14 protein-coding genes are annotated in these 25,995 nt (G+C 32.6%); 4 read left to right on the top strand and 10 right to left on the bottom strand.

Annotation, left to right across the window (positions count from 1 at the left end; translation table 11 throughout):
- Positions 1–261 precede the first annotated feature (261 nt).
- A complete protein-coding gene (locus SM9_RS01160; protein ID WP_058738394.1) occupies positions 262–1,230 on the bottom strand; it encodes an alpha/beta hydrolase in 969 nt (322 codons plus the stop codon).
- 189 nt (positions 1,231–1,419) lie between these two features.
- Here SM9_RS01160 and SM9_RS11585 point away from each other — a divergent pair, with 189 nt between their 5' ends.
- The 3 genes from SM9_RS11585 (at position 1,420) to SM9_RS01145 (ending at position 3,407) form a co-directional block, all read left to right on the top strand.
- Positions 1,420–2,451 carry a helix-turn-helix domain-containing protein gene (locus tag SM9_RS11585; RefSeq protein ID WP_083495795.1) on the top strand — a complete coding sequence of 344 codons (1,032 nt, stop codon included), beginning with the start codon at positions 1,420–1,422 and terminating at the stop codon, positions 2,449–2,451.
- A gap of 183 nt (positions 2,452–2,634) precedes the next feature.
- On the top strand, positions 2,635–2,769 hold the full coding sequence (locus tag SM9_RS12455) for a hypothetical protein (RefSeq protein WP_269744793.1): 135 nt from the start codon (positions 2,635–2,637) through the stop codon (positions 2,767–2,769).
- A gap of 47 nt (positions 2,770–2,816) precedes the next feature.
- Complete coding sequence (locus SM9_RS01145; RefSeq protein ID WP_058738392.1) at positions 2,817–3,407, top strand: NAD(P)H-binding protein; 591 nt, start codon at positions 2,817–2,819, stop codon at positions 3,405–3,407.
- A gap of 10 nt (positions 3,408–3,417) precedes the next feature.
- On the opposite strand, the gene SM9_RS11830 is transcribed toward SM9_RS01145, so the two are convergent.
- From SM9_RS11830 to SM9_RS11820, 4 genes are all read right to left on the bottom strand, one after another.
- Positions 3,418–3,570 carry a hypothetical protein gene (locus tag SM9_RS11830; protein ID WP_157064622.1) on the bottom strand — a complete coding sequence of 51 codons (153 nt, stop codon included), beginning with the start codon at positions 3,568–3,570 and terminating at the stop codon, positions 3,418–3,420.
- A gap of 50 nt (positions 3,571–3,620) precedes the next feature.
- Complete coding sequence (locus SM9_RS01140; protein WP_394326119.1) at positions 3,621–4,094, bottom strand: HEAT repeat domain-containing protein; 474 nt, start codon at positions 4,092–4,094, stop codon at positions 3,621–3,623.
- A 171-nt stretch (positions 4,095–4,265) separates the two neighbouring features.
- The gene (locus SM9_RS12450; RefSeq protein WP_269744792.1) at positions 4,266–4,388 is read right to left on the bottom strand and encodes a hypothetical protein; all 123 of its coding nucleotides are present in this window, start codon (positions 4,386–4,388) and stop codon (positions 4,266–4,268) included.
- A gap of 1 nt (position 4,389) precedes the next feature.
- Positions 4,390–4,551 (bottom strand): hypothetical protein, encoded by a 162-nt coding sequence (locus SM9_RS11820; RefSeq protein WP_157064618.1) that lies wholly within the window; start codon positions 4,549–4,551, stop codon positions 4,390–4,392.
- A gap of 277 nt (positions 4,552–4,828) precedes the next feature.
- Between SM9_RS11820 and SM9_RS01135 the strand changes: the two genes are divergently transcribed.
- The gene (locus SM9_RS01135; protein WP_083495794.1) at positions 4,829–6,694 is read left to right on the top strand and encodes a PAS domain-containing sensor histidine kinase; all 1,866 of its coding nucleotides are present in this window, start codon (positions 4,829–4,831) and stop codon (positions 6,692–6,694) included.
- A gap of 700 nt (positions 6,695–7,394) precedes the next feature.
- On the opposite strand, the gene SM9_RS01130 is transcribed toward SM9_RS01135, so the two are convergent.
- The 5 genes from SM9_RS01130 to SM9_RS01110 all read right to left on the bottom strand — a co-directional run bounded on the left by SM9_RS01130 (position 7,395) and on the right by SM9_RS01110 (position 25,794).
- Positions 7,395–8,891: a DEAD/DEAH box helicase gene (locus tag SM9_RS01130; RefSeq protein ID WP_058738390.1), complete on the bottom strand. Its 1,497-nt coding sequence runs from the start codon at positions 8,889–8,891 to the stop codon at positions 7,395–7,397.
- Between the two features lie 15 nt (positions 8,892–8,906).
- Entirely contained in the window at positions 8,907–9,245 is a 339-nt protein-coding gene (locus SM9_RS01125) for a hypothetical protein (protein ID WP_058738389.1), read from the bottom strand.
- A 400-nt stretch (positions 9,246–9,645) separates the two neighbouring features.
- Positions 9,646–15,648, bottom strand: a complete 6,003-nt coding sequence (locus SM9_RS01120; protein WP_058738388.1) for a DUF11 domain-containing protein — start codon at positions 15,646–15,648, stop codon at positions 9,646–9,648.
- An 874-nt stretch (positions 15,649–16,522) separates the two neighbouring features.
- Positions 16,523–20,992, bottom strand: a complete 4,470-nt coding sequence (locus SM9_RS01115; protein WP_058738387.1) for a right-handed parallel beta-helix repeat-containing protein — start codon at positions 20,990–20,992, stop codon at positions 16,523–16,525.
- Between the two features lie 116 nt (positions 20,993–21,108).
- The gene (locus tag SM9_RS01110) at positions 21,109–25,794 is read right to left on the bottom strand and encodes a cobaltochelatase subunit CobN (protein WP_058740284.1); all 4,686 of its coding nucleotides are present in this window, start codon (positions 25,792–25,794) and stop codon (positions 21,109–21,111) included.
- Positions 25,795–25,995 lie beyond the last annotated feature (201 nt).

The raw sequence follows: 25,995 nt of genomic DNA, 5'->3' as shown, positions 1-25,995 counted from the left end.
AACTTTTTTTTATTTTACATTTTTAAGGAAATGATATAGTCCAAGAACAGTAATTAATTATTTTGAATGAATCATCAAATGGTAAAAGAAGTGGATGAAAAAGACAACAGCTAAATCTCTAGCCGGTGATGATTTGTAAGTTTATACAGTCTAAAAGAGATAAGATAAATTTCGTACTTAGCACTTTCCAGACAATAGTCACGACAAGTAAAAAATTTACTTTTATTGTAAAAAAGAAAGAAAGTTACTTAAAAAAGTAACTTAAAGGTTTTCACGGAAAAATTCAGCAATTTTTTCAAAAGGAATTACATCTGTTTTGTAATACAGGTCAGTGTGAACCGCATCAGGAACAATCATCAATTCCTTATTGTCTCCAGTCAGTTTTGCAAACTCGTCTTCTGAGAAATATCTTGAGTGAGCCTTTTCACCGTGAATTATCAAAATTGGAGTTCTGATTTCATCTGAATAAGCAATTATCGGCTGGGAAATAAATGACATACATCCGGTTACGTTCCATCCGTCATTTGAACCAGGAGATCTTGGATGATAACCTAAAGGCTCAATATAGAAGTCATGATAATCCTTTACGAACTGAGGCAGGTCATCAGTAACTTCTTTTATAACACCGCCGGCCTTTGCATATTGGCCGTTTTTAAAGTCTTCAGTTCTCTGGTTGTTTAGGGCAACCTTCATTTCATATCTTGCATCAGCATTGTCATCTGCATCATAGTAGCCTTTTGCATTGATACGGGTCATGTTATACATTGTTGATGTTACAGTTGCCTTAATACGGGTATCAATGGATGCGGCGTTTAAAGCCATTCCTCCCCATCCGCAGATTCCACAGATTCCAACCCTTTCACCGTCAACATCATCTGATGTTACAAGGTAGTCTACTGCAGCCTGGAAATCTTCAGTGTTGATGTCGGGAGATGCCATGTCCCGAGGCTCGCCTGAACTTTCACCAGTAAATGAAGGGTCAAAAGCTATTGTCAAAAAGCCCATTTCGGCTAATGTCTGTGCATAGAGACCTGAAACCTGTTCTTTTACAGCACCGAATGGTCCTGCACATGCAATTGCAGGCAATTTATCTGTTGAATCTTTTGGTTTGTATAAATCTGCAACCAAAGTGAATCCATATCTGTTTTTGAATGTTACTTTTTTATGATCTACTTTATCGCTTTTAGGAAAAACTTTATCCCATTTATCTGTTATTTCAAGATTACTCATTTAATCACCTTAATTAATATTTTTTAATTAATCATATAAATAGTTGCACATAACAACAATATTTAATCAAAGAACACTCCATCTTAAAAAAAAGAAATATGACATATATTTAAATTAACACATCTTTGACCTAAAAAAATAAGATAATTTTAAATAATTAATATGACAATTATTATATATGGGATTAATATGACAGATATTGGATTTAAATTAAAAAGATTACGTAAAGAACATGGATATTCACAGATGCAAATTGCAGAATATTTAAAAATAGACCAAAGCAACTTATCAAAAATAGAAAATAACAAAAGAAATTTAAATTTAACATTATTAGACAAAATATGTTTCCTATACAATTGCACACCAGAATATCTTTTAGGCCAAAGCGATGAGTATGAAAGACAAAAAATAATGTTCAAATCTGGAAATGATATGGATTTAAATGCAATAGCCAAAATCAATAAACTTGCATCACATTTAAATCTATTAAGAAAACATACAACACCACAAGAAGATAAACTACCCAAATCAAACATCAATATAAGAAGACAACTTGGAATTGATGAATACGGTGCAATAAATCTATTTACAATTCTTCCTCAAAAAATTAAAAATTTAACAATTGTTTCATTTCCCATGAAAAGAAGCGTAAGCGGATGCTTTTTTAATAAAAATTCTGATTTTATCATATTAATCAACTCACGACATTCAAGAGGCCGTCAAAATTTTACATTAGCACATGAATTATACCATTTGCTAAACAAGGATGAAAACTTCTATATATGCTCTGAAGGATTTGAAAACAAAATAGAAGAAAAAGCAGATGAATTTGCATCAAATTTACTAATGACACCACACGGATTATATGATTTTATAGAATCCAACAACATTGACAAATGGACGATTGAAGAAATTATTAAATGTGAGCAGTATTTTCAAATAGACCACCACCAATTAATTAGAAGATTATATTCAGAAAAATTGATAGACGGATCACAATTTGCAGAATTTTCATTCAACATCACACAAAAAGCCAATAGTTTAGGTTATGATACAGAATTATACGAATCACCAGAAAACAAACAGTACTACTCAATTGGCCACATGATACCATTAACAGAAAGATTATGGAATGCTGAAAAAATAGGTAATGGGAAAAGAAAAGACATTTTACTTGATTTATATAAGGAAAAACTTATTTATAAAAGTTTATGTGATTAACATAGATTATAAACCAATTTTTTATGATTCGGATGTTTTAGTATGTTTTTTAGAAATAGATGAATATGAATTTTTACAAAAATTATTCTCAAAAATAATACTTCCAAAAAAAGTATATGACGAATTAACAAGAAAAAGAAAATATATTCAAAAACCCAAATAGATATGGTTTGGGAAAAAATTATGAATAATACTTATCAAAAACTTCCTAAACAAACTTTTAAAGAATATTATGATGAATTATTTGAAGAGGATTGTATTGAACTATTGAAAAATTATAACCTGAAAAATAACATGAACTGTAAACCACATGATTAAAAAGATTTTTCTAATTAGAAAGACAAATCAAAATACAGGTGAAAAATATGAATATAGCTATTCTCGGTGCTACAGGAAACTTTGGAATTGCCCTAACATCAAAATTGCTTGCATATACAGACCATAATTTAACACTGATTTCAAGAAATGCCGGCAATAAGTTTGAAGACAACTATAGGATTAAATCTAAAAGCATTGACGCTTCAAACAACATCAGGGATTTGAATAAGGCTTTAGAAAATCAGGATTTGGTTTATTGTGCGATATCAGGAGATTTCATACCAGTCATTGCAGACAATATCATAAACTGCCATCCGAAAAGACTAATATTTATGGCAACTGTCGGCATTTACAATGAGCTTGAAAATGCAAGCCATCTGAATGTGGATAACGAGCAGCTGCAAATTCCAAACCAGTATGCAGTTGATCTGATTGAAAACAGTGATGTGGACTACACAATATTCAGATTAGGCCTTATGGACTACGGTGATGAAGATGACTATGTCATTACAAAAAAAGGGGAAAGCGTAAAAACTCATAACACTACTGTCGAGTCTGTAATTAAAATCGCATTGGAAATAATTGATAATCCTGAATTATATTCCCGCGAAAGCATCAGCATTACAAAAAAAGAATGAACAGAGATTATTATCTTAATCCTAATCCCTTAATTATAACAATAATAGCTAGAATAAATGATGCGATACTGCCTGCAGAAATTTTTTGATTCAGTATACACAAAACAATTCCAATTATTAAACAAATTATTCCAACAATCAAATAGGGCATATTTAGTTTCATTTTTTCACCTCCCGATAAAATCTATTTAATATTATTTAAATTATAATATTTTAATGTTTTCTTAATGAATTTTCAGTAATACGGACTGCACCTGCACTGTGGATTCGAACAGTGGAGTTTTCATCATTTTGACTAATCCATTCCAGTTTTTCCAGATAAGGCTTTACGCATTCAGGTTTTCGTTTTCCAACTACCCTGAATATTTCAGGAGATTCAATTCTAGCCTTTAGTGATGTATCTGAAATCATATCTAGAAAAATTTCCAGTTTTTCGCAAAATAGCTCCGGAGCATTTAAAGCAATGTTTTCACAAGCCCATACGAATGCGTGCCTAACGTTTTCGGATTCGTCAAATCTCATTTCCATCAATCTGTCCATATAAGAAAGTACTAAATTTTTATCAGCTCTTCCGATTCTTCCAATAGCATTGGCTGATCTTTCTCTCAATTTTGGATTATCATCATCCAAATAACCAGCAATAGTATCAACATACCTTTCAATTTCTGCAGGATGTTTTAATCCCATCTCCCCTAAAATCCACAATGCTTTTGCTTTAACAGAATTGGAATGCTCTTTATCTAAAATAGCTGCAACATTATCAATATTTTCAGCCCAGCATTCCTTATTTTTTGTTATATCTCTTAAATCCTTTAATATAAAATCATCATCAGATGAAAGCTCTCCAGCATCTGAATTCTATTTGTAATTTATTGAATGAGCCATATGTACGGCAACATCTTTATCATTACAGCAGACTACAACTGTATCATGGTTTGCATCATCTAAAAAAATACAGTAGAATTTGCCGTCAATATCCATTTTAACAATACTTTCCAACGTATTTGTCAATTGTTGTTTCAAAACTTGATGTCTCAACATACATTCCAGTAAATACAAACACCCCAATAAATGCCATTAAAAAAATGGATATGAACTGAGCCTTATAGTTACTAACATCCCTCAACATCTTTCTTTTAAGCATTTAAAAACACCACAAACAACCAACTACTTAACAATATATCTTAATAACACCATATTTAAGGAATTATCTATACAAAAAATATTTTAAATGATAATAATATGTAATATTTATTTAAACAAAATATTTAATATTACCCATCAATATTTCAAAGATTATTCTATTGAAAATTTCTTAACAATTAAATGTTAAAAAGTTCAGAAAAAAACTTAAACGTAAATCCCCTACTTATCAAAATTTAAATAGATTATTCGATAAATATATTATATAAGGTGATGAGATGAAAGTTGAAAAAGAATATAGGCTTCTAGAAAACATTGATGAAATTCGAATTTATAATGCCAGAAAAAAAGACTTTTATAAACCAACACCACAGGAATTTGACATTGAAGACATACCAATCCAGGAATTCATCAACAACCTCCCAATAGAAATCCACACTTTCATCCCATATAACGACGGCGAAGACTTCATCATCCAGTCTTTAGGTAGTTTCACCCTTGACAGATACAACAGCACACAGGAAGATGCAAAAGGCAGACTGTTAAGCAAGCTTTCACCACTATTTTATGATATTCTACATGATGATTTATTGGGCGTTTATACAAGGCGCAAACCAAAAAATATAAGGTTTGTCTATTACGACGGAAAGAAATTGACAAAACTGAGCACAGCAAGAATAGTCTATGATATGGAAAGAATATTCATAATAACAAACAATGTGGATACAAACATCAATAAAGAAGAAGATATTGGAGATAAACACTTTGATGAAGACAAAAGCAACATGATAGAAAGCTTTTCCCAAACGGGTAGCTATTATAATCTTAATGGAAAATATACCTGGTCTCAAGGAATATATAATATCATCAACCGCCCTAAAGAAGAGGCGGACGATTTTTACAACATCGTTTTTGATTTGGCAATACCTGAAGACCAGCACATAGTTGACAAGATTTTTACTATAACAAACAAGGAAACCTCACAATGCAATGAAATCCTTCGCATCATGACCCGTGACGGAGCCATAAAAGTTCTTGAAGTCAACATATATTCCTATTTTGATGAAAGCGGAATAATCATTCGCCAAGGTTTAATCAACGACATTACACAGCACCATCATTATGAAACCAGCAAGCCGGTTGACTTCCTGATGGACGGATTTAAGAACAGCAGAAAATTGGCTTTGCTGATTGAGCCTTTAAACAAAAAGCATTATAAGTTCTCCAAAGGATTTTACTACATTATTGAAAAGGATTATGAAGAATATGAACATTCCCTCAAAATCATAGACAACATTGTTGAAAAAGACGCTGCCGAAAGGTTTGAACAGCTATACCAGGGAGAAATAAAAAAAATCTATGAAACAATAACATTTGAAGTTGACGCAAACCCCAAAAAGAAAAAGATTGTTGATGTCTACATAGAAAGATTTGAATACAATAATGAAGTCCATAGCCTAGGATTTTTAACAGACATTACCGAAGAGATAAGGGAACAGAATCAGCTTAAGGAAGCAAATGAACTTCAAAAGATTTTAATCAAGGAAATCCACCACAGAGTAAAAAACAATCTCCAGGTTCTAAACAGCTTTTTAAATCTTGAAAAAAGGGCATACAGAAATGATCCCGACACAATAATTGAGCATATGCAAACACGTCTTACATCACTTGCATTGCTTCATGAAAAAACCTACGGAAGCAAGGATTTTAAAAACATAAATCTGAAGGAGTATATGAAGGATTATGATGAAAAAACAGGAAACTTTATGGATTCACCTACAGACATTGAGTTTGAAACCTATGTGGATGAAAACCTCCACCTGACAATTGACAACATAACTCCACTGCTTTTAATCATTGATGAAATAACAATGAATTCCATAAAGCATGCATTTCCGGACAAATCAATGCAGGATAAGAAAATCACCAAAAAGATTTTAAAAGTGGATGACAATACTGCCTGTTTAATAATTACGGACAACGGTGTGGGAATTGAAGACACCAAAAAAATCACGAAAAATCTTGGATGCGAAATAATCAAAAGCCTGACAAAGCAGCTGAGCGGAAATATCCGATTAATCCAGCCCGAAAAAGGAATGGGCTATGAATTGATTTTCCCTATTCAAACAGAAGAAACAGAATAGCTAAATTCTCAATGAGAATTTCATTATTTTTAGAAAAAAAGAAGAATTAAATAAAATCAATGTCTACAACATGAAAAATCATGTTGGGACAATTAGACATTGAATTAAAATCTATTCACTCGAATAGTTTAGAATTTAATTATATCCAAATGTGGATTTTAAACTCTGATGAATATTTTAAAATAAATCATATATAAAGTTTATTATTAATTTTTAAACTGCAGGAAGTGTCAATTATAATCTAACAAACCCAAACATAACCAAACAAGGCTATCGAAAAACAATAATTATAATATTTGAGGATTCCTACAATTTAAAGGAGAAATCAATCATGACACACCATCAATTATACACAATCCACATAATGTAAAATGCTAAACACCATATGATTATAGTATATATGAGCATCCAAATCCAAAATTTCTTTTGAATCTTCACAAAGATTCCTCCATTCAAGCCAATAGATTTACCAAAAGCAACAGTGATTGAAATCCACGATTTAAACCCCACTATTGGCAATATTATTTTGTCCTGAATAATATCACCCCCTTTTGGATCAAGAGTTTAATTACTATTAATATTAGATTTAACACTATAAATAATTTTTATTTAGTCCAAACTCAAGTAAATATTGCTTTTAGTATAAAAAAAGAAATTTAATGTAGAAAAAATGAAAATAATTAAAAAAATATCAAAATAGCTAAATTCTCAATGCCAAAACACTTTTCAGTTCCTCATTGCTCATTTCAGTTATGAATGTCTCATCATTGCTTATGGATTTGCTGGCCAAATCTATCTTATGCTTGCTTATTTCATTAATTGTCTCTTCAAGTGTTCCTTTTGTGATGAACCTGTATACCATCACGTCATTTTCCTGACCGATTCTGTGAACCCTGTCGGTTGCCTGATTTTCCACTGCAGGATTCCACCACAAATCATAATGAATCACATTCTGCGCAGCCGTTAAGTTCAATCCTGTACCACCTGTCTTTAATGTTGCAACGAATATTTTGTAATTCGGGTCATTTTGAAATGTATCTATGATTTGGGTTTTTTCCTTAAGTGTTTGTGAACCGTGCAAAAACAGGACTTCTTTTTTAAACTTCTTTGAAACAAGCTCCTGAATAAGCTTTCCCATCTCAACATACTGTGTGAAAATGATTACCTTTTCATCGGCATCCAGAATGTTTTTTAAAATATCGACAAGCAGTTCCATTTTGCCTGATTCGGAAATCTTAGGCTTTTTAATATCGAGAAACTGTGCAGGATGATTGCAGGTCTGCTTTAATGCAGTCAGTATCTTAAGGATAATTCCTTTTCTTTGAATTCCCTTGGAATTTTCTATATCAAAGAAAATCTCATCCAAGATTGCATTGTATAACCTGATCTGCTTTTTGGTCAATGTGCAGTAGATGTCGTTTACGAATTTCTCTGGAAGCTCCTTTTTAATGTCATCATCGCTTTTAAGTCGCCTCATAACAAAAGGCTTTGCAATAGTTCTCAGGTTTTCAAGAGTTTCCTCATCTTCCAGCTTTTCAATAGGAACAACATAATCCCTTTTAAAATTATCCTTGGTTGAAAGATATCCTTCATTTACAAAATCAAATATTGACCAATAGTCCATCAGCTTATTTTCAATAGGAGTTCCAGTTAAAGCAACCTTGGTTGATGCACGAATGCTTTTAATAGCTTTTGTCTGTTCAGTGTTCGGATTTTTAATGTTTTGAGCTTCATCAATTACACATAAAAGCCAGTCATCATCCATGAACAGATCTAAATCAAGGCGAACTACACCATAAGAAGTCAGAATGATGTCATAATCATCTATCGGGAAAGTACGGTTTGTTCCATGATAGATATAATAGGTAAGCTCCGGAGTGAACTTGTTTATCTCATTTTCCCAGTTTGATATTAATGTTGGAGGAACAATAATTAATGACGGCCTGTTATCAAGCCTGTTTTGCTCATTAAAATAAAGAATTGCAGTCAATATCTGAATGGTTTTTCCAAGACCCATATCATCTGCAAGGATGCTTCCGAATTTGAATTTAATGTTTTGAACAAGCCATGAATAACCAATCTTTTGATATGGCCTCAGCTCGCCGTTTAACGAAATAGGCTCATCATAGATTTTAGTTTCCTTAACAAGCTTTTTAAACCTGTTATATTCTGAAGGATTTTTAAACTGTTTTTTCATGTTATCAAAAAGAAGTTATAAAGGTAATTTTCCTTCATCAGGAATGAAATTGCCTACAATAAATGATCCGATTACAAATCCGAATGCCAAACTGACTGCAGTCATTGCAACATTCAAAAGAAATGCCTCTATAAGGGCACGGAGATTGATTGACTCGGAGTATTTGTGTTTAGCATAAATTGATGTCGCTACAGGAAGTAGCGTAATAACGAGGGAATATATGAGCACCCATTGAACAGCATGAATCCATAAATCAGGATTGTTATGGAAAACAGCAAGATAAATCCCTAAAAGAAATCCAAAAATAATATCAACAATTGAAAACTTATCAAAAACATCATATACCCTAGTCATTTTAAACCTCGAATATAAATATGTTGTTTATACATTTAAAACATATCATTAATCATGCTTCGTCTGACCAGTCCATGAAGTTGTTTACACCACGTACTGCCCAACATTGTTCACATACATCATCATAGTCATCATTCAAGTATCCGCATACATCACATTCCCACATGACAATACCTCCATCATATAATCATAGTTTAAACACAGAGTTATATTAAGTTTTTGCTAAAATGATGTAATAATCATAATTCAACCACTACATGTAGATGAACCAAACTATTAAAAATAAACTTCAATATTAAAGCCATAATTTATAAAATAATGATTCATTAAATTTAATTAAAATCAAAAACACAAAAAATAATTGAATGAATATTTCATTTAAAAGAAGAAATGACGCAGGTTATTTTCTGCGTCTTAAAATTACTAAATTTAAAAGTACTAATAAAATCAATAGAATTGGATTACCAGTTCCTGATGAGATTTTAACCTCAGATTTATCCTCAACAACAACTTCTTCAGCAGGAATTTCCTCACTAGGAACCTCAGGAACATCAGGAGTTGTTTTGTTTTCAGATGGAGTTTCATTTTTAAGTACTTCAACAGTATCATTTTCAGTTAAATTACCTGAAATAATTGTATTTGTAAAATTACCTTCGCTAGTAGTATTGAATATTACAAAGAATACTATATACTCACCAGGAGTTAAAGTATCACTTAATGTCCAGGATAAGCCATTATTTATCCACCTTCCAGTGGTATCCAAATAACCAACATATTCTAAACCCACAAATGAAGACTCAACTACGGTAATGTTATCAATAGCAACTTTTCCACTGTTATGTACAACAATTTCAAAAATTACTTGCTCACCAACTTGAACTGTTTTATTCAAGACTATTTTATCTATTTCGTATTGCGGTTTGTTTACTTCGACAGTGTCATTTGCAGATTTATTGCCTGAAGTAATAACATTTACTGATTCTCCAGATTTTGTGGTTTTAAATGTTACAAAGAATCCCACATATGCACCAGGGGCGATGAATCTATTTAAAGTCCATGATAAATTGCCCGCATAATCCCAGAATTCTGAATTATCGACAAAACTCACAAATTCCAAACCATCAAAGGATGATTCATTGATAGTGATATTATCCACATTTACTTTACCAGTATTGTGAACATAGATTTCAAATGTTACTTCATCTCCAACAACAGCACTTTTTTCCAAAGCGACTTTGCCAATTTCATATTCTGGAGTGAACACTTCAACTGTATCATTTGCCGTCTTATTATCATAACTTACAACATTTGTAAATTTACCAACTTCAGTAGTGTTGAAGACAACTGAAAACACAGAATATTCTCCAGGAACAAGCAAATCATTTAATGTCCATGTTAAATTATCATAACTCCATAAACCATTCTCATCAATATAATGATCATAGATTAATCCGTCATAGAAAATTTCACGAACAACAACATTATTCAATGGAATTTCACCGCTGTTGTGAACAACGATTTCAAATATAACCTGATCGCCTAATTTTACAACTTTATTAACAGCTATTTTTTCAATGTCAAATACAAAGTCACGAACTTCAACAGTGTCATTAGCCGTTTTATTTCCGGATGAAATCATATTTATGAATTTACCCGGCAAAGTTGTGTTAAAGTATACAAAGAACCCTGAATATTCACCAGGAACTAATGTATTATTTAAGGACCATGTTAAATCTCCAACATATTCCCATGAGTTAAGATAATCTACAAAGTACAGATAATCAAGACCTTCGAATAATAATTCGCTGACAGTAATGTTATCCAGATTTACTTCGCCATCATTATGAACCATTATCTCAAATACCGCCAAATCACCCAAATGCAGATTTTTATTTAAGGCAATTTTTTCAATAGTGTATGATGGTTTTAAAACCTTAACTGTATCATTATCAGTTTTATTTCCATCAGATACAACATTGACAAATTCACCAGGTTTTGTAGTATTGAAATAGACTGTAAAACCTAAGAACTCTCCAGGATAAAGAACATCAACTGTCCATGACAGATTGCTATTTTTGGTAAATAATCCTGTATAATCCACAAAGGAATCATAGATTAATCCACCATAGAACACTTCACTTACAGTTACATTATACAATGTAGCTGTTCCAGTATTGTGAACAACAATTTGGAAAATAGCCTTATCGCCTAAAGTAACCTGTTTGTTTAAAGCTGTTTTTATCAAATCAAGAGATTCAATTTCTGTTGAGTTTGAAATAGGTATTTCTTCAGTCGTATTGAAAACTTCAGTAGTATTGTTGGTATAAGTTTTATTGGTTTCATTAGAACCAGCACTTGCATAATTTGTAAAGTTACCTGTTTTATTTGAAATGAAATATACAAGCAAACCTGTGAACTGACCCGGTTTTAGGATATGATTCAATATCCATTTGCCGTCAGAGTAAGACCAGTCATCGATATTGCTATAGCCTTCATAAATCAAGCCTTCGTATGACTCTTCTATAATATAGACATCATGTAAATCAATTTCACCGGTATTTTCAACGAATATTTCAAAAGCAATGCTCTCACCAATAGCTACATAATGATTTAAAGTAATTTTTCTAACACTTAAATTACCGCTTAAAACTGTAACATTAGTTTCATTAGTAATGTTACCGGTTTCATTGGAAGTGGCAACAACAGTATTTGTTAAATTACCTGTTTTATTAGTAGCAAATGTTACATAAAATGCAGCATACTCACCAACTTTTAAAGTATCTTTAAGTATCCATACCCCATTGGAATAATCCCACAATCCCCTAGAATTTTGAGATAGGAAAATTAATCCTTCAGGCACAATATCAGATACTTGTACATTGTTTAAGTCAGTTTCACCATCATTATGGACAACAATTTCAAATGTAGCATTAGAACCTAAGCTAACGGTTTTATCCTTTGCAATCTTTACAACAGACATATGTGGTCTTAAAACTTCAACAGTATCATTGTCTGTTTTGTTTTCTGTCTTGTTAGATGAAACAACAGCAGTATTGGTTAGATTACCCAATTTAGTTGCATTATAATAAACATAAATAACTGAAGAAGCCTGCGGTTCTAAAACACGATTAAGTTTCCAAACCCCACCAACATAATTCCAATCATTAGTATGTCTATAACCAACATAATTCAAGCCCTCTTGAGGAATATCCTTAACTGTAACATCAGTTAAATCAATTTCTCCTGTGTTTTTAACGAAAATTTCAAAGGTCACAATTTCATTGATTGCAACGGTTTTGTTATGAGCAATCTTTTCAACATACAAATCACATTTTAAAACCTCAGTAGTGTTGTTGGAAGTTTTATTTTCAGTCTGATTTGAACTTACAATTACTTCATTAGTCAAGTTACCTACTTTGGTTGCATTAAAGTATACAATTAATGACTCTTTCTCATTAACAAGCAAAGGAGCATTAGCTTTCCAGACATAATTACCTTTATAAGTCCAGAATTTGGATTCACGATAGCCAAGATAATCAAGACCATCAGGAATTACTTCATTTAATGTAATATCATACAATTCAACTTCACCGACATTGTTTACTATAATTTCAAATATAGCAATGCCTCCAATAGAAACACTTTGATTTAAAGCAATTTTTTTAACATCCATAGCCGGTTTTAAAACTGTTGTATTGTTAGTAACAGTTTTATTTTCAGTTTCATTAGATGATACAACTGCAGTATTGACAAAGTTACCTGTGGAATTTGTCTTGAAGTAAACTTCAATAGCTAATTTTTCGCCTAAAGTCAAATTACGATTTAATGTCCATGTATGTTTACCACCGATAACATCATAAGTCCACAATTTGTCTTCATTCCATGAATCATAAATCAATCCTGGATAAGACTCTTCAACAATACAAACATTGCTTAGTTCAACATCGCCGATATTGTGAACATATATTTCAAAGGATGTTAAATCTCCTAATTTAACTTTTGGAGTTAAAGCAATTTTTTTAACTTCCAAATCTGCTTTTAAAACTGTTGTATTATTATTTGTAGTTTTATTTTCAGTTATATTGGAACTTACACACACAATATTAGTAAAATTACCAACACGAGTTGTGTTGAATGTTACATCAATACTTACAGTCTCACCAGGTTCTAAAATTCTTTTTAAAACCCATACATTATTTGAATAATCCCATGACTCATCTGATTTGTATGAATCATAAATCAAACCATCATAAGAAACCTCAGTTATTTTAACATCAGCCAAACTTACTTCACCTGTGTTTTTAACTACGATTTTAAATGTTGTTTGATTTCCAACGAAAACAGTTGGGTTAAGTGCAATTTTTTCAATTGTGAGATTTTTAAGGTATGTGCGAGTTGTATTATTATCATATACCTCAGTAGTGTTTCTAGACCATGAAACAACAGTATTGTTCAATACTCCACTAATAGTTGTTTTGAATTTTACAACAAATGAAGCAACATCTCCACTTTTTAGGCTATCTAAATGCCATTGTTTAGTGGTTTCATTATAAGTCCAGTCACCATGAGTAGGATTCCACCCAACATAGCTTAAACCGTTTGAATAATGATCTTCAACAACAATACCACACATTGTGAAATTATACTGATTATTTAATGTAACATTAAATTCAACATTTTCACCGACGAATACTGTTTTATTTAAAGTATCTTTAATCAAGGTTTTGTTGACTGGTCCGCTTTCATTTATATAAAAACAGAACAAGTTCTGATTAGCTTTTGAAGTAATGTATGAAGCAAACTGATATGTTACAACAGTACCATTTTGTAAAATCTTAGTGGCATTGTTTGGAATTCTTAACCCACTATCGTACAAGCTTATTGCCCTTTTTACTTTAGGATAATATAGGGAGTTTCTAAAATCACCATCAGTGAACTCATAAATGTCCCAAGTTAAATCTACCGCTAATGCATCCTGTTTGGAATTAATATTATCATAGATTAGAATTTTGAGATATTCACCTATGAACTCTCCAGTTAATCTATTTTTAATTAAATCTATATTTTCATAGAAATAAGCATCATTAGGCCCATCACCATATTTTTCATTACAATATGCATAATAACCATTTGATAATTTAACCATTTTATAAACATCCCTAGACAATGGACTTACATCATCAGTAACATTAACATAACCAATATCGCAATCGAAATTACCGTGAAGGTCCACATTATCTAAAAGTGCAATTGAATCTAAAAACTCAGCAGCATTGCCTGAGAAATGAGTATCATTATATATTTCTCCACCGCTAGCATAAACTCCACCACCAACATATGCGGTGTTGTTAATTATATCAGAAAATCTTAAAATAGCATGATTTAAACATATAGCTCCACCATAACCATTTGCAGAATTATTTATAATTTTTAAATTCATGAATAAACCTGTTTGTCCTTGTTCAAGAATGGCTCCACCACCGTATGCAGCATGATTATTATAGAATTCAGAATTTACAAGAAAACCATTACTCCATGATTTGAATACTAAACCTCCACCTAATGCAGCGGAGTTATTTACAAAAGTCAAAGATGTTAATTCCTGTGCCCATGCATCGAAATATGCACCGCCACCCTGACCTTGAGCAGAGTTGTTGATAAACTTACAGTTAGATATTTCACAACTACCCCCAGTCACATAAAGACCTCCGCCTCTTGAAGTAGCATAATTATTAACAAAAGTCAAATTATCCAAATAAGGCATATCTCCGCTAATAGCTAATCCACCACCATTTTGACCAATATTCGAATCAAAAATTGAATTTTGGATATTTGAAAATTTTCCAGCTATCATGACAGCACCACCACTTGAACCTCCGGCTTCAAATGCACTGCATGAAGTGAAATTTGAATTATCGATTTTGGCGTAAGTTCCTGACCAATAGATAGCACCACCATCTATTTTCGCTTTACATGAGTCGAATTGACAGTTTAAAAGACTACCTCCAGTACCTGACCAGGATATAGCTCCACCGAAAAGATCACCATAAGCATTTTTAAAAGTTATGTTGTTTAAAAGTACATTAGATCCAGTAATGGTAAAGATTTTAGCTTTATTTAAAGCATCGATAGAATGGCCGTTTCCGTTGATGGTAACAGGATTAGGAATAAATATTCCATTTGAAAAATCAGAAGTATCAATAGTTGAATTATATTTATAATTATCAGTTAGTTCTACAACACCAGAAGAATCTTGTATTAACGACTGTAAATCCGTGAATGATTTATAACTCAAATCATCACCCAAAATATCATTAGTTAGATTGCTTTCAGCATTAACACATGATATTGAGAAGAAACAAATAATTATTATCGAAATAATTAAAAGCATTCTTTTTTTCATATAGTTTCACCTCCTTTAAATTTATAGATTAAATCCAAAGAGAAAAACTTAATCATTAAACTATTTATTAATATTCATAAATAAATATTGTTAATTTATTAATGAACAAAATATCTAAACAAAATTTATTTTAAAAAAAATAAATTAAAAAAATAAATCAATGAATAATTAAATTTATAAAAAAATTAAAAATTAATACCTAAAATCCCAAATAAAAAAGAATTAAATAAAGATAATCCATAATTTAAAAATTAATCATTTCTAAGAGATATTTTCTGTACAAAATCCAATACTTTTTAAAAACAATGAGAAAGTAATTGATAAAAAGAATACCACTAAAAAAATAAAATATACAATTATTTAATAAAATATTAAAAATATTAAACATTAATATAAAAAATAAGATTTTTACAAAGTCAAATCAACTTTGCATATAATAAAATTTTAAAATTATATGGAAATGTTTAAATAGTATATAATCATATAATATTAAATGGTAACACCTCCCGTGTTGCTATTTAAAAAATCATTTATCGGATACATGTTTTTTTCATTTATGATTAAAACATGTATTTTATATAAAAACCTAACCATTTAATTTAAAAATAAAAAATATCAATTTTCAACGACTAATTTTAAAATTTAGGCATTCTTAAATTAAGAAACACTTAAATACTAATTTTAACAAAATATTAAACTGTAACATCTCCCGTGTTACAAATAAAAAAATCATTTTAGGATATGTTTCGACTACTCGAAACATAACCTACATTTATAAAACCACACCAAAAATAATTTAAATAATTTTTTGCAAAAACAATCTAATTTTATGTTCTTTTAAAAAAAATAAGAAAAGAGGTTAGAATAATTAACCTCATGCAGTGATGGTTACTTTGTTTGCTATGTTTGCACCATTATAAGATGATGTGATTATATATTCTCCAGCAATCAGGTTGATGTTTAACTTAGCAGTACCTGTTGAATCACTTATACGATTATAGAATACTCCATTAATGTTAAATCCAATAGTTGCATTAGCCAGAGGTTTTCCTTGACCATCCACTATTTTTACAGTGAATGGAGTGCTGGTACCATATTTTTTAGTCAGATCAGATGCTGAAAGCACAGGAAGTATCTTAATTTTATTTGAAACTTTGAAGTCATTATATTCAGCAGTAATGATGTAATCACTAGGACCTAAATTAAGATTTAACTTAGCGATTCCCTGATCATTTGTTTTACGTTCATAAAATACTCCGTTGATGTTGAATTTAACAACTTCACCTGCACCTGCAACACTGCCGTCCTGTTTTATTACTTTAACCGTGTATCCGGTACCGTTTCTGTAGTATATAGTCAAGTCCTTATTTTCAACAAGCAATGGCTTGATTAAAAGGGTATTGCTTACTTTTTCACCAGTGTCTTCCCTTTCAGCAGTTACAATATAAGTGTTCGGAATAAGATTAATAGCAATGCTTGCAGTTCCAACAGCACTGGTTGTACGGTAATACATTACACCATTGATGTTTAACTTAATCTTAACGTCTGCTACAGGCTTATTGTCCTTTTTAACGGAAACATAATACCTTGTTCCATTCTTATACATCATCACGACATCAGTACCTGACAATGTAGGATTGATTGTGACTGTGGAAGTTGCACTTGAAGCCCTGTATTTAGCATCTCCTTTGAAGTCAAATGATGCGTTATACACACCTGAAGGCAATCCTAAAGCTATTGAGAACTGGCCGTTATCATTACTTGTTCTGGTATATTGAACATTGTTAATAGTTACATTAACCTTCAATCCTGACAATGCTTTTCCATCCAAATCAGTTATGGTTGCAGCAAGCCTGGTTCCGTCTTTACAATACATCGTTACATTACCTGCAGTGATTTTTGTATATGTCTTTGAAGTGTCGCTTACAGTCAGTTTGCCTTGCCCAATGCTTTGTGCATAATTATCTGATTCTGTTGTTGTTGCAATTAGATTATATGTTCCGTCAGACAATGCGGGTATTTTAGTATTGAATGATGCAACACCGTTTTCATCAGAAGTTGCAGTTCCGATATAATTAGTATTTCTCTGGAATCTGACTACAATTCCTGAGACAGGATTTTTATTTGAATCGACAACATGGGCAACTATAGGAACGCTGCCTCCCTGTTTAGCGGATACATCATCAACAGTTACAGTTATGTTAGCTTTAGTAATTTCTAAAACAGAAGTAATCTCGCCGGATTTAAATCCGGATTTTGTTAAAACCGCCGTAACATTATATTTTCCAACATTTAAATTCTTATTTAAATCATAAGTCAGGCTGGCCTTTTGATTGCTTACAGTTGCATTGCCTAAAATGAGATTTCCCAACATGAACTGTACATTAGCGCCGTTAGCCTCTTTTTCAGTTTCAACAGTAACTGTGAATTTGGTATTGTATTCAACAGTAACGTTATCCATTTTCAAATTATCAAATGTTGATGCGTAGTTATCATGTACTGTGTTGGATGCTGAATTGTTTACTCCATCGTCACCGGAACCTTCTTTTCCTTTAAGATAATTGTATGTTACAGTGTTTCCGGTTGCAGCAGTATCCAGATCCACAGGATACCCATTTTCAGTTTCAATAATGTTTGAATCAATTAAATTGCCTTTTGATACACCGGTAAGGAACACACCAGAGTTTGGAGCATTTACAGAATCGCGAACAGCAAAGTCTAGTTTATCACCACTGCCTTTAGATGTGATGGTATTGTTTTGAATTATGTTATTGTTAGTTTTAACACCTGCAATTCCGGAGATAACTTTACCTTCTCCAACAATAGTGTTGTTTTCAATGACATTTCCATCTGATTCAAATGCTTCAATACCATATGCAACATCGGAACTGATTTTAATGTTATTTCCTTTGATTGTTGACTTGTCAGATATCTCCAAATTAATACCGTAAACCATACGGTCACATTCCAATATCAAATCATTGTTTAGGATTTTTGTATCGTCGCAGCCATCACCGAATATTAATCCTTCAGCGACATTAGGTCCTTTTACAGTGATTTCATTATCCACAAAAGTGTTGTTTTTAGCTGTTGTTGATGAGAACTGACCGGTTGAATGTGCAATAGCTCCAGCACCATACAGGTAATTATCCATACCTTCAACATCAATTTTATTGTTTGAAATCATGTTGTTGTCACAGTCATAGTAGAAGTCAATACCCACAAGTGAATTGGTTGAATTGGACGGCAATGTCTGATTAATTAATGAACGGACTTTTACATCATTTCCTGTTAATGTGTTGTTGGATGATTTGATCATTAAAATACCGTATGTCCTGTAGATTTCAGGAACTATATTAGTTCCGTCAAGACAGTGCTCTTTCAATACATCTCCAAGGCATTGGCCGATGCAGACTTCAGAAGTGTTTGCATTTATATCAGCGCCGTCTTCAAATACATGTATCTCACCGGTACCGAGACAGTTGACAACATTATTTGTAAATTCACATTCTTCAGCACCGTAACCAAGCAAAGGATATGTCAGGGAGTTTCCGCCGGAGAACAGTTCATTATCTTCAACATAAACCTTTGATGATTGATAGATATAGACTGCATAAGCTGATGCAGGGTCATAAACTGTAATGTTGTTGTTTACAATCTTTACGATTTGAGCATCCGCTACAAAAATACCCCATGCATTATGCCTTTCAGCATTTTTATTGATTATTGTCAAGTTTTCAATCCATACAGAATCTGTTGTTACAATGAAAGTGGAATTGGTAAATTTAGGGCTGTTACCTGTTATTTTAACACTGCTTGTAACAAGAATCTGTTTATTGTCAAATACTCCATCGAAGTATAGAGTATCTCCGTCCTGTACGAAGTCATTTTTCAGGTTTCCGTTTTCATCAATGAAATTGTGATAATTTGCAGGAGTAATTATATGGGTTGTTCCGTTAAAGTTAAAGTCGGGAACTGAAGGGTCTACCTCACCTGAAGGAGTCAATATTGTACCACTACCAGTGTTGTTTTTAATAACCCATGAATCCTTATCCGCATCGGCGGCATTAATCATATACTTGTTTGAAGTTGTAATCTGGTTATTGGTAACGGTAATTCTTGAAGGATACTTGGTTTTGGATGATTTTGAAAGCAAAACACCGATACCTGTGTCAGAAACTATAACATTTCTGTCAACCACAATGCCTTCCTGATTACCTTGCTGGTGAACAGCAGCACCTGAAGTGGTGTAAATTTCATTTCCAATGATTTTGGTGTCGTCACCGCTTGCTTCTATACCGTATCCCTTGGTTGCATTGACATAATTATCTTCAATGACTGAATTGTCACCTGCAGAAATAGCTGCACCAACAAAATTACCAGTTACAGTATTATTTCTTACTGTTGCATTTGCTGCAAGTGCAATAGCATAATCTCCACCTGTTGCAGCATGGGAACTGAAATCAGTACCTGCAACATAAATAATATTGTTAATTACCTTATTCAATGGCTGATTTGAAGAGGAAACTCCTCTGTATGCACCATTGATTATATTTGAATCTACAGTATTGTTTCCACCCATCAACTGGATAGCATAAGCCCATGAGGTAGTGTTAACAGTGTAGGTAATGACATTTTTATAAATTACATTGTTGAATGACTCTCCACCCTTGAAAGTACCTCCGCCATAGCTGGACAAATAGATTGCATTTGCATCTGCAACGCGAATGTTATTTTCAGCTATGTAGTTATTATCCGCACTTCCAAGAAGGATAATTGATGTTGACCTTGAACCGTGACCATAGGTTTGGCCGTAAGCTTCAAGAGTATTTTTGACTATCCTGTTGAAATCAGAATTTTCATTTAAAACAATAGGATAAGATGACATACCGGTATTTTTGATGTCATTGTCATGAATATAACAGTTTTTAGCTCCATCAATGAAAATTCCAGAATGATAGTTTTCATTATTTCTAATAGTTAAACCGCTGATTTCAGTTCCGGAAGCTCCGCTGGTAAGCTTAATGATACCGTTAGATATTGTTCCGCCGGAACCTTTAAGAATAATTTGCTTGTTGATGGTGAAATCCTTTTGTGAGAAATCACCGTTTAAGACTACAGTATCTCCTGAATTAATAGCACTTGCCATTTCACCAGAAGTTGAGAAATATTGGCTATAAGTATCAGAAGTGACAGTATATTGTGAAGCAGTCAATACTTCACTATTTTGAGAAGTCCCATCAATGCTTAAAGTTTCATTGACATCATCAGCTGCACTGACTGCGCCCAAAGAAACGATTAAAAGCACAAACAAGACCAAAATAATATTAATCTTTTTAAACATTTAATCACATCATAACTTTTTTAAAATACATTTGACTAAAAAATGTATTATAAGTTTATTTTTGTAATTAAACCATATTTAAAAATTGTGAAAAAAAAAGAAAAAATCAGATGATTTTAATATTCATCAAAATCATCTTTATTGCGAGAATAACCAACCAGGAATATTGCAATCAATACGATGATAGCAATAATTACAACGATAGGCATGCTTGATTCAGGACTAGCGCTTTTAGCTGGAGAGCTTTTTGAAATTTCATAAGCATTGGAGTCACTAGCTTGAGAAGCGTCTTCACTAGCATCATTGTTCTGTGATGAGTCACTGGTTGACTGTGCAGAAGCTGAAGCGCTTGCACTTGCATCCTGTGATGAAGCAGGCTGGTCTCCAACAGCAGTCTGACCACCGGCCTGACCGCCATTGCTGTCACTGGTTCCATTGACTAGAACCTCTTCAGATGAAGGATTTGTTTCACTTTTACCGTCTCCATCAACAGTAGCATCATCAGCCACAAATAACGGATCAGTCAAAGTAGCCTGAGCTAAAATTTCAGCATATTCCGCCTTTTTTTGAGGAGAAAGTGAACTGGCCTGAATGATTTTCATGTTAAAGTCCAAGTTCTTACAGGTGTGGTGACAACATGCAACACCGTACTGGGTAGCTATTTCAATAATGTTATTGGCCAATTCCTGAACGGCCTTAGGATCACCTTCCCATACTTTTTGGTCGTTTAAGTAAAACATCCAAGCAGCCATACTCTGCCAAGCTGCAGCCTGAGCAGTGGATTTAATAGTTCCTGTTAATCCGTTGTATGTATTAGCTATTTGATTACCTAATTCTGCATTTAATTGACCTCCACCTAAGATTAATCCTCCATAAAGGTTTTCCATATTTTTAGCATAAGAAAGTGAACCTGCCTGAGAATTAACTAAAGGATTATAATAATTAGGATTTAAAATCATACTACGAATTTCAAAGTCCAATTCTTCCTCATAAGTTCTTGAAACATAATTGTTCTGGTTTCTGATATCAACAAATGCGGTATCAGGTTTTGCACCAAGTGTACGTGCAGCATTATATAATCCACCAAACCAATCATAATAATCATCTGAATCAATGAATCTCCATGTACTGTCGAAATTTTGAGTAATTAAATCAACTTGTGAGAGTAATTTCATATAAGCATCTTTTTGCGGAGTTACAACAATATTACCTTTATCATCCATGTTCCAAGCAAATGAAACCTTGTCAAGATAAATGCTTGTTGCCTCTTCATTAACAGTTTCAATATTCCAGTCACTAGTACTTGGAATAAAATTACTCATACCCGTACCTTCCAAAATAGCACCAGGAAGACCATATAACCTATCGATTATACCAGTTTGATTATAATGAAGTTTTACATAATTTTGTGAGAAGTCTTCGCCTTCAGCATTCAACGCGAGATTTACACCGGTAAGCAGCCATGTTAACCAGTCCTTATTACTTGTTACGATACTTGCAAATACGTCAATTCTTGGCCTGTTTACAACACTGCCATCATTTAACTGTACAGTCAAATCACTTAACGGAAGCATTTCAACACCAATGACCTTACCGTTTTCAGCCCAGACAGGCCTGCAACCTAAGAAGTATAAGAATTCTGCAATACCAATTCCCTCTGTTCTTGATATTTCAGTACCCCAAAGGATTAATGAAGTCAATTTAGGCCATTCACCATGTTCTTCCATGTAATTAGCCAAAAGCAAATTAACGATTTTGATTGCGGATGCATAAGCTGACCTTGACGGCATTTTTGTTGAATCAGATGCAAAACCATCATAACCTGTTGGAATTGAATCACCGTAAGCAGGGTCTGCAAATAAACCTGCAAGCACATAATCTCCTTCAAGAGCCTTGATGATTGCAGCCCATTCATTATTGTTTTCAATATTTACAATAACACTGGCCGCATAAGCAGTATCATTGTAAAGAGCAGAGCCTTTAGCAATTCCATACTCATCATTCAGATATTCAACGGAAGTTCCGCAAACCAAAGCGGTAACATATTCTTTCAGGAATGAAACAACTGAAGCTTCAACCAACTCATAGGCATCATGGTGACGAATATCATCATAAAAACTCATATTTGCCAATTCAGGATAGAAATGAGCTAATATATGATTATATATTCTTGTTTGAGATGTTGTAACAGTTATAACCTCTTCGATTAACTCGTATCCAGTTAAAACCTTACCTAAATAATGTAAACCATAAGTATAGAAATCATCTTCCATACCTTCAAGATATGAATGCAATTCAGCAACATATTCATCAAATGTTTCATTGGATTCATTAAATTTGGAATAACCTAAAGAAGGAGCCAAATCTATGATTAAATCCTTATATTCCTCAGCATTTGTAGAAACATTAAGTTTGACTTGATCTCTGTAGTGAGCAATGTAATCAGCCAAAAGAGTATAGTTACCATATAATGCAGATGAAACCATTGCAGGAGTCATGTGAGTAATCATTAATGGAGCAATCCTATCACGTGCAACCATAGCTTCTCCAGGGTTAGAAACAATATATGGATAAATTGTAGGAGTTAAAGTTAACTCAAAAGTCCAATCTCCTTCCATTACACCAATATTTCTACCAGGAAGCCACTCAAGTGTTCCGTGAGTACCCATGTTGATTATTGCATCAGCACCAACTACCTGATCCAACCATTCATAGAATGCAACATATTGCTGATGAGGAGGTAAGCTCAAGTCGTGGTAATTCTGAACCTCTTCCCATCCCCTTGAAGGCTGGAAAGTGATGAATACATTACCAAACCACAAACCAGGAATTACAATATATGTGTTATTGTAAACCATGATTTCACCCAAACCATCACCCCAACGATTAATCATCCATTCATATAATGCAGGATTGATATGTGCAGTCAAATTATAGAACTGGTTTATATCAATGAGCTGGTTGTGTGCCATCAATTCATCAAAGTTTTGTTCTACATATTCATTTAATAAACCTCTTGCCCAAGTACCCTTGTTACCGAACTTTACAATCAATTCAGTTAAGTTATATAAAGAAGGAATGTCTGAAACATTTCCAACATCAAAACCCGCTTTTTCCAATTGGAAAAGCAAGTCATAAGTACTTTGGAATACATCCAAATATGATGCGCCGATTTCTGCTTTACCTGGAGGATAATTATACAAAATAATTGAAACAACCTTATCAGCATTATCCATTTCTTTTAGTTCAGCCCATTGACAGGACAATTTGACCATTTTATCAACACCTGACTGTATGACATGAGATTTACCCATACCATCAACATATGATAAAACTATAGGACCGTATACACCTTCAAAACTTGGATAAGTTACTGAAAAAGTCCATTCTATTTGAGGACCAAGTTCATTGAGATAACTTGTTTCGGAAATATCATAAACACCTTTTAATACTGCAAGATCAATATCTTCCAAATCCCCCTCAGCAGAACCATTTGCATAATTTAAAGACCAACTATAAAGTGATGTGATAGCTGAAATACCAACAGTTGAGATATCAGTAATCTTATTTAATATAGAAGACATTGAAGGAACAGTACCTGTTTTAAATACATTAAAAGCAGCTCTTCCGTTAGCCTCATAACTTCTAATTAAAGCATCGACTACACTTCCACCAGAATAGTAAGTAGCAATAACTATGAATGGTTTGTCATAAGAAATATTGCCAATATAATCTTTTTCAAATGTTTTGAAAAGAGTTGTAGGATCCAAAGTATTTTCAAGCCAGTTAGGATAATTCTCAATCATCCAATTAAGACTTCCATGCCCATCAGCATCGTAACCAGGATTGTTTTTAATCCATTCATTGATTATATTTCCATCAGGCACGATTGTATAGATTCCCAAATCAGGATGGTAAAAACCACATTCAGGACTCATTAACGGAGCATTTTTAACATCCAATAAAGGATTGGTATATTTGGAAGAATTAATTAAATAATAAACATATTTAAGATAATTTTTCATGTTTGCATCCAAAACATCAGAATTATCAATATCATCAGCCTGGAAATAAGAACCTATATAAGTATTTTCTATTGTATGGAATGTGTTATTGGATGGACTAGCACCCACAATATGCAATCCCGTTGCATTTAATATACTGTCTGAATAAATACCAAATGTATATGCCACATTATAGTTAATGTTAGCAGGTGAAGTCTCAAGAACTTCTTTTAAGTATTCACCAGTTACAGTATGATATGAACCTTCGTTAAACATATCCAATTGGATGAATTTTGCATAGTCAAATAACCATTCCCTTGTCAAATCAAAGTTTGTCGTACTTATATAAGCAACCCTTTTTGACATTTCCATCAATAAATCAACTTTTTCATTGTGTGAATCATAATCCACCAACAAGAGTATGTCAGGAATGAACATATAGTCAATAGCCTGGGAAGTTTTGGTTGACAAATCAACACTTTGGCGATAAGGCTCATAAGTGGAATATTTAATCTCAACATTATAATTTGCTGAGTTTAAATTTGATATAACAACATTACCCTCACTATTTGTTAATCCTGAAAATACCAAATTGTTAGATGAATCATAAACTGATACGCTTGCATTAGCCAGATTTACTCCATCTTCACTCCATGTATTGTTTTCAGCAACATAGGAATCAGTTACGTGAACATTTATCGAATTGGGTGCCTGCAATACATCAGGAGAATCTGTGCTTGTCGCAAGCAAAGTTGAATTATCCTCTGCAGAAATCGCATTCAGCGAAAACATAAGCATTAACGAAATTATTAGAATAAACATCAACTTACTGTCTAACCTTTTGATATTTTCACCCCCTTTTTATGCTAATTAATAAAATCATAGCAGCATTAAAAAATTATCCACTATAAGTGTAATTTATTAATTACATTATATATAAAATTTAGTAAGCTTAAAGTAAAATTGACTTTTTTGTCCAATAGAATTGCATGAAGTAAA

The organism is Methanobrevibacter millerae, assembly GCF_001477655.1.
Classification (GTDB): domain Archaea; phylum Methanobacteriota; class Methanobacteria; order Methanobacteriales; family Methanobacteriaceae; genus Methanocatella; species Methanocatella millerae_A.
This window is presented reverse-complemented; position numbering and strand designations above follow the sequence as displayed.